We start from the raw sequence: 16164 nt of genomic DNA, 5'->3' as shown, positions 1-16164 counted from the left end.
TATGAGCAGCACCGAACAAGCTCCGGTGACGCCGGTCTGGGATCTGCCGGTGCGCGGCGACACCCCGCCCGCGCCGGATCCCGACCTGGTCGCGCGGCTGTCCGAGATCGGGTCGGCCACCGCCTGCGCCCGGTTGCACAACCAGGGTATCCGCCGGACCTTCGTCGACGGTCCGACCAGCATGTTTCCCGGCAAGAAGGTGGTCGGCCGCGCGCTGACCCTGCAGTTCATGCCGCAGCGTGAGGACATCGCGGACGGGCAGACCCAGGAGTACATCGAGCGCAGTACGGCGCTGTGGGCCGTGCTCGACGAGATCCAGCCCGGCGACGTCCTGGTGGTCCAGGCGTACGGCAGCCACACGACGGGCTGCTTCGGCGACATGCTGGTCCGCTACTTCAAGCTCCGCGGCGGGGCCGGCATCGTCGTCGACGGCCGGATCCGCGACGTACCACGGGTGTCGCAGCTCGACGTCCCGATCTGGTCCACCGGAGCTACCCCGCACTACGCGTCCCAGTCCGAACTGTTCCCGTGGGCGTACAACGTCCCGGTCGCGGTCGGCGGCGTCCTCACGCTGCCGGGGGACCTGGTGCTCGCCGACGACGACGGAGCAGTCGTCGTACCCCGCCGGCGGGCCGAGTCCGTCATCGAGGCGGCCGCCGCGCACGACGAGTGGGAGAAGTTCAGCCGGCGCCGCATCGACGAGGGCGCCCCGCTGCGTGACTACTACCCCCTGAACGAGAAGACCCGTCTCGAGTACGAGCACTGGCGCAGCCAGAACGGGAATCACTGACCCCTGAGAGGACCCCGCCCAACATGTCCAAGAGAACCAGGCGTACGACGCTCAGCGTCGGCGCCGGGGTGGTCGCGGCTGCCCTGGTGACGGTCGCCGCCATCCAATTCAACGCCCAGCCCGCAGGTGCCGTCGACTGCAACACCTTCTGGGTCGCGCCGACCGGCGACGACGCCGGCAAGGGCACCGAGAAGGAACCGTGGAAGACGGTCACCCGGGCCCGGGACGAGATCCGGAACAAGCACCTCAACGACCGGATGAACTGTGACATCACGGTCAACCTGAAGGCCGGGGACTACCCGGTCGCGTCCACGATCGACCTCAACGAGCAGGACTCCGGTAAGAACGGCCACCGGGTCGTGTACCGCAGCGTCGACGGTCCCGGCAAGGCGCAACTGCAGGGCGCCGAGGAGATCACTGGCTGGACCGCGACGCAGAACGGCATCTACAAGGCCAAGTTCGACGCGTCCAAGCCGTTCTACACGCTCTTCGAGGACGGCAAGCGCGCGACGAACGCCCGCTACCCCAACCGTGCCGCCGAGGACACCTGGGCGCCGTACATGACGTCGATCCTCTACGAAGAGGACAAGATGGACGTCCACAACTGGCTGTGGGGCAAGCCGGGTGACTGGGACCCGACGTGGGACATGAGCCAGGCGTCGGTGACGATCTGGTCCGGCGGCTCATGGTCGTGGTTCACCGACACCATTCCACTGCTGGACACCAACTTCAAGAAGACCCAGACCACGCTGAAGTACTGGACGCGCTACGCGATGGTCAACAGCCGCGGCGGCTCCCGGTACTTCTTCCAGAACTCGCTGAGCTTCCTGGATCAGCCGGGGGAGTACTACGTCGACAACAAGGCCGGTGAGGTCTACTACAAGCCGCGCGCCGGCACGATGGACGGTGTCAAGGTCCTGAGGCCCACGGTGAAGACCGTGCTCAACCTGGCCGGCAAGTCGCCGCAGGATCGGCTGCACGATGTCACGTTCGACGGTCTTGGCGTGCAGTACTCCGACTTCGTCAGCTGGTACCGCAACGGCTGGGTGGCCGGTGGCGACGCCGGCGTGGAGCACAAGTACCCGGAGTACGACCGGCAGATCGAGATGCCGCGCAACCGGTTCGGTGCGATCACACTGACCAACACGAGCAACATCGACCTGAGCCGGCTGCACCTGTCCGACACAGGCTTCACCGGTATCTACCTCCTGTTCGCCAACGATCACACCAGGATCACCGACAGCCTGCTGGAGAACATCGGCGCCGACGGCATCAAGGTCGAGGGCGGCTGGCCGGGTGAGGGCGACCTGAGCAACCACCACACGATCTCGAACGTGTTCATCGACCACATCGGCGAGCTGGTCCCCGGCGACTCGGCCGGCGTCGAGCTGATGGACACCGGCAGCAACACGATCTCGAACATCGAGGTCAAGCACGGTGCGCGCTACGGCATCAGTCTGGAGTCCCGGCCCGAGGTGAAGGACGGCGACCAGTACGCGTCCGGCAACAGCTTCAAGTACATCCGGTTGGAGCAGCTCGGCCTGGACAGCGGCGACATGGGCGCGTTCTACACCTACGGCGTCGACAACCAGGAGCCGCACCCGGTCCAGAACACGGTCGACCAGCTGGTCGTCGGGGACGTGATCCCGGACCCGTCGATGCCCGACGCGGGTGGAACGCGCGGCGTGCACATGGACGCCGGCGGCTGTGGGTTCGCCTTCAGCAACGTCGAGGTCGGTACCGTCACCGACGACAAGTACCAGTCGTACAAGTGCAACGAGGTGACGAACGCCAACTGGGTGACCGGCTTCGACGCGTCGAAGATGGAGTACGACAAGATCGGCGTGCTGCCGTCCTTCCCGTACGACGTCGCGGGCCGGTGAGTGGGATGCCACGTTTCGCGGCAGGAGTGCTGGCCGGGTTGGCCCTGCCCGCTCTTGTCCTCGGAGGCGGGGTGGCGGCGCGAGCCGCCGCCCCGGCCGGGCATGACACGTGCAGCACGTTCTGGCTGGCGCCGGACGGCGACAACGGTGCGCCCGGAACCGAATCGAAGCCCTGGAAGACGATCGAGCACGCTCGGGACACGCTGCGGATCCGGGCGCACGCCGGGTGTACGCCGGTGGTGAACCTGCGAGCCGGCACTTACCAGGTCGCCAAGACGATCACGTTCGACGACCGCGACTCCGGTGTGACCTACCGCAGCGCGGACGGCGCGGGCAAGGCGGTCTTGGACGCGGGGCAGGAGGTGACCGGCTGGACGCCGTACAAGGACGGCATCTTCAAGGCGAAGGTCGACATCGACCGGCCGTTCTACACGCTGTACGTCGACGGCGATCGCGCGACCACCGCGCGGTACCCAAACAGGACGTCCGACGACGAGTGGGCGCCGTACCTGAAGTCGGTGCTGATCGAGCCGGAGAAGGAGGCCATCCGCGACCAGGTGGGCTTCAACGAAGGCGACTGGGACGAGACCTGGAACCTCGGCAGCTACACCGACTGGCCGGCGCAGCTGATGATCTGGTCGGGCGGCTCGTGGAGCTGGTTCACCGACACGGTGCCGATCAAGAACCCGGACTGGAAGGACAACAAGGTCACTCTGGACTACTGGACCCGGTACGCGATGATGAACTCGCGATCCGGTTCGCGGTACTTCGTCCAGAACTCGCTGGACCTGCTCGACGCCGAGGACGAGTACTACCTCGACTGGGCGAACAAGGAGCTGTACTACAAGCCGCGCGGCGGCACGATGGACGGCAAGCGGGTGCTGCGCCCGACGCAGACCCAGGTGCTGTCGCTGGCCGGTGCGACGCCGACGCGGCGGCTGCACGACATCACGTTCGACGGTATCGGCATCGCGAACACCGACTTCATGCAGTGGTACCGCTCCGGGTGGATCAGCGCCGGTGACTCCGGTCAGAGCCACAAGTACAAGGAGTACGACCGGCAGATCGAGATGACCCGCAACCGGTACGGCGCGGTCACGCTGACCAACACGCGCAACGTCGGCCTGACCGGGCTGCACCTGCGCGACACCGGGTACCACGGCGTCTACCTGCTGTCGGCCAACGATCACGTGACGATCGCCGACAGCCTGCTGGAGAACATCGGCGCCGACGGCATCAAGGTCGAGGGCCCGTACCCGGGCGAGGGCGACGTCGCGAACCACAACACGTTCACCAACCTCTACATCGACCACGTCGGCGAGCTGGTCCCGGGCGACGCGGCCGGGATCGAGCTGATGGACACCGGCAGCAACAAGGTCTCGCACGTGGTCGTGAAGCACAGCGCCCGCTACGGCATCAGCCTCGAGGCCAGGCCCGAGGTGAAGGACGGCGAGGGCTACGCGCTCGACAACGAGTTCTCCTACATCCGACTGGAACAGACCGGCCTGGACAGCGGGGACATGGGCGCCTTCTACACCTACGGCATCGACAACCAGGAGCCCCACCCGGTGCGGAACACGGTGAAGCAGATGGTGATCACCGACGTGATCCCGGACGCGTCGATGCCGGACAGCGGTACGCGCGGCGTGCACATGGACGCCGGCGGCTGTGGGTTCAGCTTCGCCGACATCGAGGTCGGGACGGTGACCGACGACAAGTACCAGTCGTACCAGTGCAACGAGGTGACCAACGCGAACTGGGCGGCGGGCTTCGACCAGGGGCGGATGGAGTACGACAAGATCGGCGTACTGCCTTCCTTCCCGTACGACGTGGAAGGGCGGTGATCTCTGATGAAGCTGCTCGTGGGAGTAGCCGTCGGCGCAGCGCTGGCTGTGGTGGGCGCAGGCTCCGCGGTGGGGTCCGGGGCGCCGACCCAGGACTGTGGTTCCTACTGGGTGTCGCCAACTGGGGACGACTCGGCTGCTGGGACGGAACGGAAGCCGTGGAAGACCGTTGAGCATGCGCGGGACACCCTGCGGGTGCGGGCACACGCCAGTTGTACGCCCGTGGTCAACCTGAAGGCCGGGACGTACCAGGTCGACAAGACGATCACCTTCGACGACCGCGACTCCGGGGTGACCTATCGGAGCGCGGACGGGCCGGGCAAGGCGGTCTTCGAGGCGGGGCGGGAGGTGACTGGGTGGACGCCGTACAAGGACGGCATCTTCAAGGCGCCGGTCGATGTCAGCCAGCCGTTCTACAGCTTGTACGCCGAGGGCAAGCGGGCGACGACCGCTCGCTACCCGAACCGGGCGGCCGACGACAAGTGGGCGCCGTACCTGCGGTCCATCCTGTTCGACCCGACCAAGGAAGCGGTCCGCGACCAGCTCGGGTTCAACAGCGGTGACATCGACCCGTCCTGGGACCTGCGGCTCGGTACGTCGTGGCCGGCGCAGGTGACGGTGTGGTCGGGCGGCTCGTGGTCGTGGTTCACCGACACGATCCCGATGCTCGACATCAACTTCACCAAGAAGCGGACCACGCTGGTCTACCCGGCGCGGTACGGCTTCATCAACTCCGGCGGCGGCTCGCGGTACTTCGTGCAGAACTCGCTGAGCCTGCTCGACCAGGCCGGTGAGTACTACCTGGACTACCCGGCCAAGACGCTGTATTACAAGCCCGCCGGCGGGACGATGGACGGCGTCAAGGTCTACCGGCCGGCGCAGACCCAGGTGTTCTCGCTCGAGGGCGCGTCGCCGAACCGGCGGGTGGAGAATCTGACGCTCGACGGCCTGACCATCCAGCACACGGACTTCATGGACTGGTACCGGTACGGCTGGAACGGGACGGGTGACTCCGGCTTCAAGCACAAGTACCCGAAGTACGACACCCAGATCGAGCTGCCGCGGAACCGGTGGGGCGCGATCACGCTCACGAACACGCGCGGTGTGAAGCTCACAGGGCTGCACATCCAGCAGACCGGCTTCACCGCGATCGAACTGCTGTTCGCGAACGAGCAGACCACGGTCGCGGACAGCCTGCTCGAGCACCTCGGCAACGACGGCATCAAGATCGAGGGCGGCTGGCCCGGCGAGGGCGACGTCGCCCACGGCAACACGTTCACCAACAACTACATCCATCACATCGGTGAGCTGGTGCCCGGCGACTCGGCCGGCGTCGAGATCATGAACAGCGGCGGCAACGAGGTGAGCCACACCGTCGTCGAGCACGGCGCCCGGTACGGCATCAGCATCGAGTCCCGGCCGGAGATCCCGAACGCGGACAACTACACCGGCGGCAACACCGTCAAGTTCGTCCGGCTCTCGCACCTCGCGCAGGACAGCGGCGACACCGGTCCGTTCTACGCGTACGGCGTCCGCAACGAGCCGCCGTACACGCCGGACGCCTCGGTCTCCCAGCTGGTCATCGACGACGCGAACGCGGATCCGTCGATGCCGGACGCCAAGCCGTACGGCGTGCACATGGACTTCGGCGGCTGCGGGTTCGCGTTCTCCGACATCAAGGTCACCAACACCGAGAGCGACCCGTACCACGGGCCGTCCGCGGGACCGTGCGACACGTTCGAGAACGTCAGCTGGGAGGCCGGCTTCGACGACTCCAAGATGCAGTACGACCAGATCGGCGTGCTGCCGTCCTTTCCCTACGAGAAGCCCTAGAGAGTTCTAGAACAGCTATGGATACCGAAAGGTTCAAGGGCAAGGTCGCGCTGATCACCGGAGCCGCCTCCGGGATCGGCGCGGCCACCGCCCGCCGCATTGCCGCCGAGGGCGGCACCGTCGTGGTCTGCGACCGCCACAGCGGCGCTGCGAAGCAGTTGGCCGCCGAGCTCGGCGGCCAGTCGTACGAGCTGGACGTGACGGATCTCGACGGCACGCTCGCGGTCGTCGAGGCCGTCGGCGACGTGCACGTGCTCGTCAGCGCCGCGGGTGTCGACGTGTGCGACACCGTCCCGAACACGACGCCTGACCAGTGGCGGACGATTCTCGACGTCGACCTGACCGGCGTCTACAACTCGTGCCGAGCTGTCCTGCCGCGGTTCATCGCGCAGGGCGGCGGCGCGATCGTGACGATCTCGTCCGCGATCGGCACGGTCGGCGAGCGGAACAGGTCGGCGTACTGCGCGGCCAAGGCCGGCGTCGAGAACCTGACCCGCGCGATGGCCCTCGACCACGGTCGCGCCGGCGTCCGCGCGAACTGCGTGGCGCCCGGACTCATCGACACCCCGCTGATCCGCAACGGAAAGGTCGGCGGCGAGGACGACCCGGGCGCCATGCAGGCGATGGTCGAGCGCCACCACGCGCTCGGCCGGATCGGGCAGCCGGCCGAAGTGGCGGCCGCGATCGCGTTCCTGGCCAGCGACGACGCCTCGTTCATCACCGGCGCGGTCCTGCCGGTCGACGCGGGATGGACGGCGCAATGAACATCCTGGGCGGTTACCGGGTGCTCGACCTGTCGGTGGCGATGGCCGGTCCGCTGGCGGCGATGCGACTCGGCGACCTCGGGGCGGACGTGGTCAAGGTCGAGCCGGTGACCGGCGAATGGCAGCGGCACACGTCCGCCGGCGGCGCTGCGGGCAACGAGGTGAACGCGTCGTTCCTGTCGCTGAACCGCAACAAGCGCAGTCTGGCCGTCGACCTCAAGTCCGACGAGGGCCGCGAGCTCCTGTACGAGCTGGTGCGCACGTCGGACGTGTTCCTCCAGAACTACCGGCCCGGCGTAGCAGCCCGTCTCGGCGTCGACTACGACACGCTGCGCGCACTGAAGCCCTCACTCGTCTACGTCTCGATCTCCGGGTACGGCGAGAGCGGGCCGTACGCCGAGTGGCCTGGACAGGACCTGCTGGTGCAAGCGATGAGCGGTGCGCTGTTCAGCTCTGGCCGCCCTGACGAGCCGCCCGTCGCGGCGCCGTACTTCCTGGCCGACGCGGTCACGGCGTACAGCGCGTTCGAAGGCGTGCTGGCCGCGCTGCTGCATCGGGAGCGAACCGGTGAGGGACAGCTCGTCCAGGTGAACATGCTGGATGCGGTGATCGCCCTGCAGATGCAGGAGCTGTCGGTGCACACTGTCGGCGGCGTACCGCAGACGCGCTCCGAGGAGGTCCATGCACACAGCTACATTCGTGCGCCGTACGGGATCTTCACCACTGCCGACGGGTACATCTCGTTGGCGTTCGCGAACCTGCCGGTGCTGGCGGAGGTGCTGGACGCGCCACAGCTGGCCGGACTCGACGCGGAGCGCGACGGGTTCGCCCGCCGCGACGAGATCGCTGCCGCGGTGTCGACGGCGCTGCGACGGGAGTCCACCGAGCACTGGATGCTCAAGCTGCGTGAGCGTGGCGTGTGGTGCGGCCCGGTGCTGTCGTACGACGACTTGCGCACGGACCCGCATGTGCTGCACAACGAGTCGTTCGTGACGTACGAGCACCCGACCGAGGGCACCGTCACGACACCGGGATTCCCGTACCGCTTCAGCCGGACACCTGCCGAGGTACACCGGCCTGCTCCGCTGGTCGGTGAGCACACCGACGAGCTGTTGTCGGAGCTCGGCGTCTCGCCGGCGAGGCGCCAGGCGTTGCTGGAGTCGGGCGCGGTGGTCGCGCCGTGACGGTGGCATTGCGCGGACTGACCTGGGACCACCCGCGGGGCTATCGGCCGCTGGAGGTGTTCTCACACCCGGAGGTCCAGGTCGAGTGGGACCGGCAGCCGCTGTCCGGGTTCGAGTCGACGCCGTTGGTGGAACTCGCGGATCGTTACGACCTCCTGGTGATCGACCACCCAGGCCTGGGCGCTGCGATCGAGGCGGGCGCGATATTGCCCGTCGAGGACGTCTTCGCACCCGACGACCTGGCCCGGTGGGAGTCGCGCGCCGTCCTGCCTACCTGGTCCAGCTATCAGCTGGAAGGGCATGCATGGGCGCTCCCGCTGGATGCGGCTACGCAGACGTGTGTCTACCGGGCCGACCGACTGCCTGCACCCCCGAAGAGTTGGTCCGACGTCCTGCAGCTGTCTGAGGCTGTGGTGCTGTGCGTGGCGGGCCCGCACGCCGGACTGATGGTGCTGGGGATGGCGGGGGATCGTACCGGCGCCGGGCTGTTGGACAGGCGGCGTGCGGTTGAGGCATTGGAGTTGCTGCGTGCGGTGTGGAAGCGGACTGACCAGACGGCTGCGGGCCTTGATCCGATTGGCGTTCACGAGCTGCTCGTGGCGGACGAGGCGGTGTGCTGTCCGTTGGTGTACAGCTACGCGTACTACGGACACACGCTGAGCTGGTCCGCTGCGCCTCGGCTGTTCGACGCGGACGGGCTCGGGAACGGCACGTTGGGTGGGACCGGGCTGGCGGTCACGCCGCGGGCGTACTCGAAGGTGCTTGCTGTGACCAAGTACGTGCGCGGGCTGCTCGACGTGACAACGCAAGTCGAGTTGGCGGCCGTGGGTGGGCAGTCGGCGACCGCCGCGGTGTGGGAGTCGCCGGAGGTGGACCAGGCGTGGAACGGGCACTACTCGGCCACGCTCGAGGCCGTGCGCACGTCGTACGTCCGGCCGCGGTTCGACGGCTGGATCGGGTTCCAGGACGAGCTGTCCGAGCGGGTGCGGGAACTGCTCGGCAACGACGACGATCTGGACGCCGCGGTGGACCGGATCGAGGACGACTTCAAGAAGGTGCGCAATGGATGACGGGCGGATCCGCTTCGACCAGGACGGGTACGTCGGCGTGCTCACGCTCGACCGGCCCGCGAAGCTGAACGCGGCCACCCGGTCGATGAGTGCCGAGCTGCTCGAGCTCATCCCGCGCATCGACGAGGACCCGTCGATCCGTGCGGTCGTGGTGACCGGCGCGGGCGAGCGGGCCTTCTCGGTCGGCAGCGACATCGGCGAACTCGATCGGTACGACGGCCCGTGGCACTTCCGGAACCGGCGTGACTACTGCGACGCGCTGCGCTCGCTGCGGACGCCGGTGATCGCGGCGGTCAACGGGTACGCGTACGGCGGCGGGCTGGAGCTGGCGCTGTCGTGCGACATCCGGCTGGCGTCGTCGAGCGCGAGCTTCGCGGCGGCCGAGATCAAGCTCGGCTGGATCGGCGGCGGGGGAGTGACGGCGCTGCTCGCCGCCTCGGTGCCGGCCGGTGACGCGGCGACGATGCTGCTCACCGGCGACCCGATCGACGCCGCCGAGGCGCTGCGGATCGGCCTGGTCAGCAAGATCCTGGCCCCGGCCGACCTGAGGCCGAAGGCAACCGAGCTGGCGCACCGGATCGCCGCCCGTCCGCCGGTCGCCGCCGCCGCGGCGAAGGCCAACCTGCGGGCAGCGTGGTCGATGGGCCTGGAAGCCGCCATCCAGTACGAGCGCGAGCTGCAGGCGGTTGCCCTCGGCACCCACGACGCGGCCGAAGGGCGCGCGGCCTTCGCGGAACGGCGGACCGGAATCTTCGAGGGACGGTGAAACATGCCTAACGAGATCGCACCGGGGATCCACCAATTGGCGACCGACTACCCGCATGTGTGCGGACTGCCGCTCTGGCTGCACGTGATCGACGCCGGCTCCGAGCTGGTGCTGCTGGACGCCGGCATCGCGTCGACTCCCGAGTCGACGACGGCGCCCGAGCTCGCGGGCCTGGGCCTCGGGCTGTCGGACCTCACCCTGGTCGTCAACAGCCACGCGCACCCCGATCACATGGGCGGCAACGCCGTACTGCGCAAGCACAGCGGCGCCCGGTTCGCGGCTCCTGCTCTCGAGGCCGGGTGGTTGGAGGACAACGAGCGGTTGCTGACCGAGCTGTGGGGTTCGGATCCGGACGCGCTGGACCTCTCGGAGGCCGAGCGGACCGAGCTGCTGGAGATGCTGGACGACCGGGTCCGGATCGACCTCCTGCTGCGCGACGGCGATCGCCTGCCCGGTGAGCGCCCGTTGCGGGTGATCACGACCAGCGGCCACAGTCCCGGGCACATCGCCGTACTCGACGAGACCTCGCGGACCCTGTTCACCTTCGACGACGTGCAGGGTCGCGGCCGGCCGTACCTCGACAGCTCGGTCTGGCTGGCGCCGCTCTACACCGACGTCGCCCGGTACACGACCGGGCTGACCCGGCTCCTGGAGCTCGACTTCGACGCGCTCGTGCCGTCGCACGGCGACGCGATGGACGCGACCGCCGGCCGGAAGCTGATCGAGGAGAGCCTCGAGTGGGTCGCCGGTGTCGACGACCTCACGGCCCGGCTGCTCCGGAACAGGGGCTCGCTGACTGTCCGTGACCTGGCCGCGGCCATCGGTACCGAGCTGGGGGCGTACGGCGGTATCAACCTGCAGACCGTGCGGATGGCCCGCGCCCACCTCGAACACCTGTCCCGCCGGGGCGCCGCCGAAGCCCGCTGGCACGACCGCACCTGACCGGTTTCCGCAAGACACTCCGACCAAAGCTGCGTGGCTCCCCAAGACGCGACACAGTCGAACAAAGGAGAACGGAAAGCGTTCTCCACTGAGGGGGGCTACGACCTGGGAGTGTCGCGTGGCTCAAACAGAACGAATCCCCAGCCGACAGACCACGGCCGGAGAACCGACGGGCTCCGGACCACCGGGCGCCGTGACGGACAGTAGATCCTCGGCGCGCCCGGCCGGCAAACCGCTGTCCTGGTGGGCCCGGGCCCGCCGGGACAAGATCCTGCTGCTGATGGCCCTGCCCGGCCTGGCGCTGCTGCTGGTGTTCCACTACCTGCCGCTGCTCGGGAACCTGATCGCGTTCCAGGAGTACCTGCCGTTCGTGCCGCTCGGGCGCAGCGCGTGGGTCGGGCTGGACAACTTCGCGGTGATCTTCAACGGCGACCCGGAGTTCCTGAACGCACTCAAGAACACGCTGCTGATCACGCTCGTCCAGGTGATCTTCGTGTTCCCGGCGCCGATCGCGCTGGCGCTGCTGCTGAACAGCCTGCTGTCCGAGCGGATCAAGCGGGTCGTGCAGTCGGTCCTGTACCTGCCGCACTTCCTGTCCTGGGTGATCGTGATCGCGATCTTCCAGCAGATCCTCGGCGGCAGCGGGCTGATCAACAACTTCCTCCGCGAGCACGGGATGGGCACGATCGACTTCCTCGGCAACCCGGACGGCTTCATCGCGCTGCTCACCAGCCAGGTGATCTGGAAGGACACCGGCTGGGGGACGATCCTGTTCCTGGCCGCGCTGACCCAGATCGATCCCGGGTTGTACGAGGCGGCCCGCGTCGACGGCGCCTCCCGCTGGCGGCAGCTGTGGCACGTCACGGTGCCCGGGATCCGCGGCCTAATCATCCTGCTGCTGATCCTGCGGCTCGGTGACTCGCTGACCGTCGGCTTCGAGCAGATCATCCTGCAGCAGAACCTGGTCGGGAGACCGGCGAGTGAGGTCCTCGACACCTACGTCTACAACAACGGCGTCCTGGCCGGCCAATGGGGCGTCTCCGCCGCCGTGGGACTCGTGAAGGGCCTGATCGGCGTCGCCCTGGTGATCGGCGCCAACAAGATCGCCCACATCTTCGGCGAAGCGGGGGTGTACAAGAAATGAGTCTCGTACAGACGAAGGGGATCGACGACGGTCCCGGCGCGCCCACGCGGGCGGTGAAGGGTGTCGTGCTGCTGATCTGCTGCGCGGTCGTCATCATCCCGTTCATCGGTGTGATCGCGACCAGCATCGCCAGCCAGGAACACGTCACGAACTCCGGCGGGTTCGTGCTCTGGCCGGACGGTCTCAACCTGGACGCCTACAAGTCGATCTTCAACGGCGGCGTCGTCCAGCGGGCGTTGCTGGTCAGCGTGGTCATCGCCACCGGCGGCACGCTGATCAGCCTGGCCGGGTCCACGATGCTGGCGTACTCGCTCAGCCGGCCGGGCTCGTTCGGGCAGAAGCCGATCCTGATGATCGTGCTGTTCAGCCTGCTGTTCAGCCCGGGCCTGATCCCGAACTACTTGGTGGTGAAGGAGTTCGGGCTGCTCGACTCGTTGCTCGCGCTGATCCTGCCGACGGCGATCAGCGGCTTCAACGTGATCGTGCTGCGGTCGTTCTTCATGGGCATCCCGGACTCGGTGCTCGACTCGGCCCGGATCGACGGCGCCGGCGACTTCCGGATCTTCTGGTCGATCGTGCTCCCGCTGTCCCGGGCCGTGCTCGCGGTGGTCGGGCTGTTCTACGCGGTCGGCTATTGGAACGCGTTCTTCAACGCGATGCTCTACATCAACGACACCGCGAAATGGCCGTTGCAGCTGGTCCTGCGCACGTACGTCGTCAACAACACCGAGCTGAGCAGCGGTGACCTCGGCGGCGCGGCGGCCGACCAGTTGCCGCCGCAGGAGTCGATCCAGATGGCGATCCTGGTGGTGTCGCTGGTACCGATCCTGATCGTGTACCCGTTCCTGCAGCGGCACTTCGCCAAGGGCATGCTGACCGGGGCGGTGAAGGGATGACGTTCAGCAGAAGGGCGTTCCTCGGCGGATCGCTGGCCGCCGCGGCGGTCGGCGTGACCGGGTGCTCGACGGTGACCCGGTCGACCGACATCGCGGCGCTGAACAAGCCGGTCGCGCTCCCGACGTACAAGCGGTTCGACGGCCCCAAGCCGGACCTGCCGCGCAGCCACCCGCTGATGCCGGACTGCTTCTACCGCTTCCCGGCGAACCCGACGAAGGCGACCAGCGGCCCGCCGGGGGACGGGAGCGACGTCGTGGGCTCGACGCTGACGTCGAACCCGATCCCGCCGACGGCCGACCGCAACCCGTACTGGCAGGAGCTGAACCGGCGGCTCGGGTCGCCGCTGGAACTGACCATCACGGCGGCGGCCGACTACCCGAACAAGTTCGCCACCGCGGTGGCCGGTGACACGCTGGGCGACCTGTTCAACGTGGACGGCGGGTTCGCGTACCTGCCGCAGTTCCTGGAGGCGCGGGCGCAGGACCTGACCGAGTACCTGTCCGGGGACGCGATCCTCGAGTACCCGTTCCTGGCGAACGCGCCGCAGGCGTCGTGGCGGGGCTGTGTGTTCTCGGGCGGTATCCGGGCGGTGCCGATCCAGCGCGGCGTGATGTCGACGAACACACTGCTGGTCCGGCAGGACCTGCTCGACCAGTTCGGGGTCGAGATCGGCTCGCCGACCGTCGACGAGCTGGTGAAGGTGGCGAAGGCCGTCACCGACGGCAAGAAGAACCGGTGGGGTTTCGCCGTACCGCCGACCGCGGCGGTCAGTGCGATGCTCGGCCTGCCGAACGGGTGGGAGGTGCGCGACGGGAAGCTCGTGCACAGCCGGGAACTGCCGGAGCACAAGGAACTGCTCGCGATCACCCGGCAGATGGTGAAGGACGGCCTGATCCATCCGGACGGGGTCGCGAAGAACAACCAGAAGGTCTGGTTCACGCAGGGCTCGGCGGTGATGACACAGGACACGTACTCGTCGATCCAGAGCTTCTACCGGCGCGCGACGAACAAGAACTTCAGCATCACGCTCCCGGTGCCGCGCGCCGACGACGGCAAGGTCGGGCGGGTCCTGCTCGGTTCGCCGAACAACTCGATCGCGGCGATCCGGCCGAGCTCACCGGAGCGGACGAAGGCGCTGCTGCGGATCCTGAACTGGTTCGCGGCGCCGTTCGGGACCGAGGAGTACCTGTTCCGCAAGTTCGGCCTGCCCGGGCGGCACTACACGCTGAACGGCACCGATCCGCAGTTGACCAAGGACGGCGGGAGCGAGGTGTGCCTCGGCGAGTTCCCGGTCCAGTACCTGGCCGACGGTCCGTACCCGGCGTACTTCCCCGGCCATCCCGACGCGGTCGACAGTTTGTACAACCACCTGAAGTCCGTACTCCCGACAGCGATCCTGCCGCCGACGTACGGCCTCTACTCACCCACCCAATCCACCAAGGGCAAGGTGTTGGACACCCGCATGGACGCCCTCACCAAGGACATCCAACTAGGCCGAGCAGACCTCTCTGCCTGGGACGAAGCCGTCACCAACTACCGCAAGTCCGGCGCCGACGCCATCCGAAACGAACTGGAACAAGCGCTGGCCATCAAGGGCGACAAGTAGGTCTGTGCACACCCGCCGGGGTCTGTGAACAAGCAATAGCCTGTTCACAGACCCCATCGGTTGTCGTCACCCCTGCTAGTTGCAGCGCAGCGCGTCGAGGTTCGGCGCCTCGCCCATCGCTTGGTTGCCGGCGTCGTTGGGGTGTAGGCCGTCTCCGCCGTCGTAGGGGGCGGCCAGGCGGGTGGGGTTGGCGGGGTCTCGGGTGGCGGCGTCGAAGTCGGCTACGGCGTCGAACTCGCCGCTGGTGCGGATGAAGGTGTTGACCGCCTGGCGGATCGCCTCCTTCTCCGGCGTGTACACGAACGAGCTGCCCGTCGGCGTCAGTGTCCCGCCGACGATGCAACGCCCGGACGCGTGCACCCGCGTGATCAGCTGCCGGTAGCCGGCGATCAGCTGTTCCGTCGTCGCCCCGGCGTAGATGTCGTTGATCCCCTCCAGCACCAGCACCGTCCGTACGCCGGGCTTGGTCAGCACGTCCTTGTCCAACCGGGCCAGCGCGCTCGCCCCGGCGCTGCCGGCCTTCGCGACCCCGCCGAGTACCCGATTCCCCGAGATACCTTCGTTCGAGATCGCCAGCCGCCGCGGTTCCGGCAGTTGTGCGTACCGGGCGGCGAGGATGTCGGGCCACCGCTGGTCGGTGTCGATCGTCGTGCCGACCGACGACGTGATCGAGTCGCCGAGCGTCGCGACGGTCTCCACCGGCTGCGACGCCTCGACGATCGCGGCGTTCAGGAAGAACCAGGCCGAGGACTCCGTCTGGTACGCCGTACTCGACTCGTCGGCCGCGTGATCGCCGGACGTGGACTTGTAGCTGTGCTGCATCGCCCGGTTGTGCGCAGTGATCACGCCCGTCGTCCCGACCACGTGCAGGCTGACGGTCAGCTTGGTCAGCGCCGGCACCGCGCCCGGCAGCGGATCGCTGATCGCCATCGCGCCCGGCGGGATCGTCACCGTCGGACTTCCGCCGAACGTCAGCCGCCGGCTCGTCCCGGGCACCACGCTCGCGCCACTGTCCTGCCGCCCGACGTACACCGAGTCCGACACCAGCGGCTGGTCCCCGTTCGCGTTGGAGATCCGGATCCGCAGGTCCTTGCCGCCGACGGACGTCCGCAGCACGTTCCGCACCGTCATGTCGCTCAACGTCCCGCCGGCGATATCGTCCGCCGCTCCCCAGGTCGTGACCAGCCCGCCACCACCTCCCGTCGCCCCCTGATCGTCCGGCGCCGCCGCCACCAGCCCCGCCGCACCCACCGCCGCCACCAGCAAACTCGCGCCCATCCGGCGCCACGCAGTAGAAGTCATGCCCATCAAGTCACCCTTGAACAGAAAGGCGTGCAATCGTTTGCACTGATTCCGTCGCCGAACGGTCCCCAAACCGAGCCGAACGGTAGGTGTGCAATCTCGACAGGATGTCTTCGCCGACCTCCGCTCTTGGTGCGCC

At 68.0% G+C, this 16164-nt stretch carries 13 protein-coding genes; 12 read left to right on the top strand and 1 reads right to left on the bottom strand.

The genetic code is table 11. The annotated features are described in order from the left end of the window. The first annotated feature begins 1 nt into the window (after nucleotide 1). From ABZX12_RS36555 to ABZX12_RS36500, 12 genes are all read left to right on the top strand, one after another. Nucleotides 2-790: a hypothetical protein gene (locus ABZX12_RS36555; RefSeq protein WP_355700033.1), complete on the top strand. Its 789-nt coding sequence runs from the start codon at nucleotides 2-4 to the stop codon at nucleotides 788-790. Between the two features lie 23 nt (nucleotides 791-813). Next, nucleotides 814-2673, top strand: coding sequence for a right-handed parallel beta-helix repeat-containing protein (locus ABZX12_RS36550; protein ID WP_355700032.1), 1860 nt, complete (start codon nucleotides 814-816; stop codon nucleotides 2671-2673). 5 nt (nucleotides 2674-2678) lie between these two features. After that, nucleotides 2679-4517, top strand: coding sequence for a right-handed parallel beta-helix repeat-containing protein (locus ABZX12_RS36545; protein WP_355700031.1), 1839 nt, complete (start codon nucleotides 2679-2681; stop codon nucleotides 4515-4517). A 6-nt stretch (nucleotides 4518-4523) separates the two neighbouring features. Then, nucleotides 4524-6350, top strand: a complete 1827-nt coding sequence (locus tag ABZX12_RS36540; RefSeq protein WP_355700030.1) for a right-handed parallel beta-helix repeat-containing protein — start codon at nucleotides 4524-4526, stop codon at nucleotides 6348-6350. Between the two features lie 17 nt (nucleotides 6351-6367). Further along, nucleotides 6368-7114: an SDR family NAD(P)-dependent oxidoreductase gene (locus ABZX12_RS36535; RefSeq protein ID WP_355700029.1), complete on the top strand. Its 747-nt coding sequence runs from the start codon at nucleotides 6368-6370 to the stop codon at nucleotides 7112-7114. After that, nucleotides 7111-8298, top strand: a complete 1188-nt coding sequence (locus ABZX12_RS36530; RefSeq protein ID WP_355700028.1) for a CoA transferase — start codon at nucleotides 7111-7113, stop codon at nucleotides 8296-8298. Before ABZX12_RS36535 ends, ABZX12_RS36530 begins: the two co-directional genes overlap by 4 nt. After that, nucleotides 8295-9368 (top strand): extracellular solute-binding protein, encoded by a 1074-nt coding sequence (locus ABZX12_RS36525; protein ID WP_355700027.1) that lies wholly within the window; start codon nucleotides 8295-8297, stop codon nucleotides 9366-9368. Before ABZX12_RS36530 ends, ABZX12_RS36525 begins: the two co-directional genes overlap by 4 nt. Beyond that, nucleotides 9361-10134: an enoyl-CoA hydratase/isomerase family protein gene (locus tag ABZX12_RS36520; RefSeq protein WP_355700026.1), complete on the top strand. Its 774-nt coding sequence runs from the start codon at nucleotides 9361-9363 to the stop codon at nucleotides 10132-10134. Before ABZX12_RS36525 ends, ABZX12_RS36520 begins: the two co-directional genes overlap by 8 nt. 3 nt (nucleotides 10135-10137) lie before the next feature. Continuing rightward, nucleotides 10138-11076: an MBL fold metallo-hydrolase gene (locus ABZX12_RS36515; protein WP_355700025.1), complete on the top strand. Its 939-nt coding sequence runs from the start codon at nucleotides 10138-10140 to the stop codon at nucleotides 11074-11076. Between the two features lie 193 nt (nucleotides 11077-11269). Next, nucleotides 11270-12220 (top strand): ABC transporter permease subunit, encoded by a 951-nt coding sequence (locus tag ABZX12_RS36510; RefSeq protein ID WP_355700024.1) that lies wholly within the window; start codon nucleotides 11270-11272, stop codon nucleotides 12218-12220. Next, nucleotides 12217-13116 carry a carbohydrate ABC transporter permease gene (locus ABZX12_RS36505; protein WP_355700023.1) on the top strand — a complete coding sequence of 300 codons (900 nt, stop codon included), beginning with the start codon at nucleotides 12217-12219 and terminating at the stop codon, nucleotides 13114-13116. The genes ABZX12_RS36510 and ABZX12_RS36505 overlap by 4 nt, the downstream gene beginning before the upstream one ends. Further along, nucleotides 13113-14723 carry an extracellular solute-binding protein gene (locus ABZX12_RS36500; RefSeq protein WP_355700022.1) on the top strand — a complete coding sequence of 537 codons (1611 nt, stop codon included), beginning with the start codon at nucleotides 13113-13115 and terminating at the stop codon, nucleotides 14721-14723. The genes ABZX12_RS36505 and ABZX12_RS36500 overlap by 4 nt, the downstream gene beginning before the upstream one ends. A 75-nt stretch (nucleotides 14724-14798) precedes the next feature. On the opposite strand, the gene ABZX12_RS36495 is transcribed toward ABZX12_RS36500, so the two are convergent. Further along, on the bottom strand, nucleotides 14799-16025 hold the full coding sequence (locus tag ABZX12_RS36495) for an SGNH/GDSL hydrolase family protein (protein WP_355700021.1): 1227 nt from the start codon (nucleotides 16023-16025) through the stop codon (nucleotides 14799-14801). Between the last annotated feature and the right edge of the window lie 139 nt (nucleotides 16026-16164).

It is taken from the genome of Kribbella sp. NPDC003505 (assembly GCF_040610875.1).
Classification (GTDB): domain Bacteria; phylum Actinomycetota; class Actinomycetes; order Propionibacteriales; family Kribbellaceae; genus Kribbella.
The sequence above is the reverse complement of the archived record's forward strand: the minus strand, read 5'-3'. Positions and strand labels throughout refer to the sequence as shown.

Coding starts and splice junctions, on each gene's coding strand:
- ABZX12_RS36555 (WP_355700033.1), top strand. CDS start 2: ATGAGCAGCACCGAACAAGCTCCGGTGACGCCGGTCTGGGATCTGCCG.
- ABZX12_RS36550 (WP_355700032.1), top strand. CDS start 814: ATGTCCAAGAGAACCAGGCGTACGACGCTCAGCGTCGGCGCCGGGGTG.
- ABZX12_RS36545 (WP_355700031.1), top strand. CDS start 2,679: ATGCCACGTTTCGCGGCAGGAGTGCTGGCCGGGTTGGCCCTGCCCGCT.
- ABZX12_RS36540 (WP_355700030.1), top strand. CDS start 4,524: ATGAAGCTGCTCGTGGGAGTAGCCGTCGGCGCAGCGCTGGCTGTGGTG.
- ABZX12_RS36535 (WP_355700029.1), top strand. CDS start 6,368: ATGGATACCGAAAGGTTCAAGGGCAAGGTCGCGCTGATCACCGGAGCC.
- ABZX12_RS36530 (WP_355700028.1), top strand. CDS start 7,111: ATGAACATCCTGGGCGGTTACCGGGTGCTCGACCTGTCGGTGGCGATG.
- ABZX12_RS36520 (WP_355700026.1), top strand. CDS start 9,361: ATGGATGACGGGCGGATCCGCTTCGACCAGGACGGGTACGTCGGCGTG.
- ABZX12_RS36515 (WP_355700025.1), top strand. CDS start 10,138: ATGCCTAACGAGATCGCACCGGGGATCCACCAATTGGCGACCGACTAC.
- ABZX12_RS36505 (WP_355700023.1), top strand. CDS start 12,217: ATGAGTCTCGTACAGACGAAGGGGATCGACGACGGTCCCGGCGCGCCC.
- ABZX12_RS36500 (WP_355700022.1), top strand. CDS start 13,113: ATGACGTTCAGCAGAAGGGCGTTCCTCGGCGGATCGCTGGCCGCCGCG.
- ABZX12_RS36495 (WP_355700021.1), bottom strand. CDS start 16,025: ATGACTTCTACTGCGTGGCGCCGGATGGGCGCGAGTTTGCTGGTGGCG.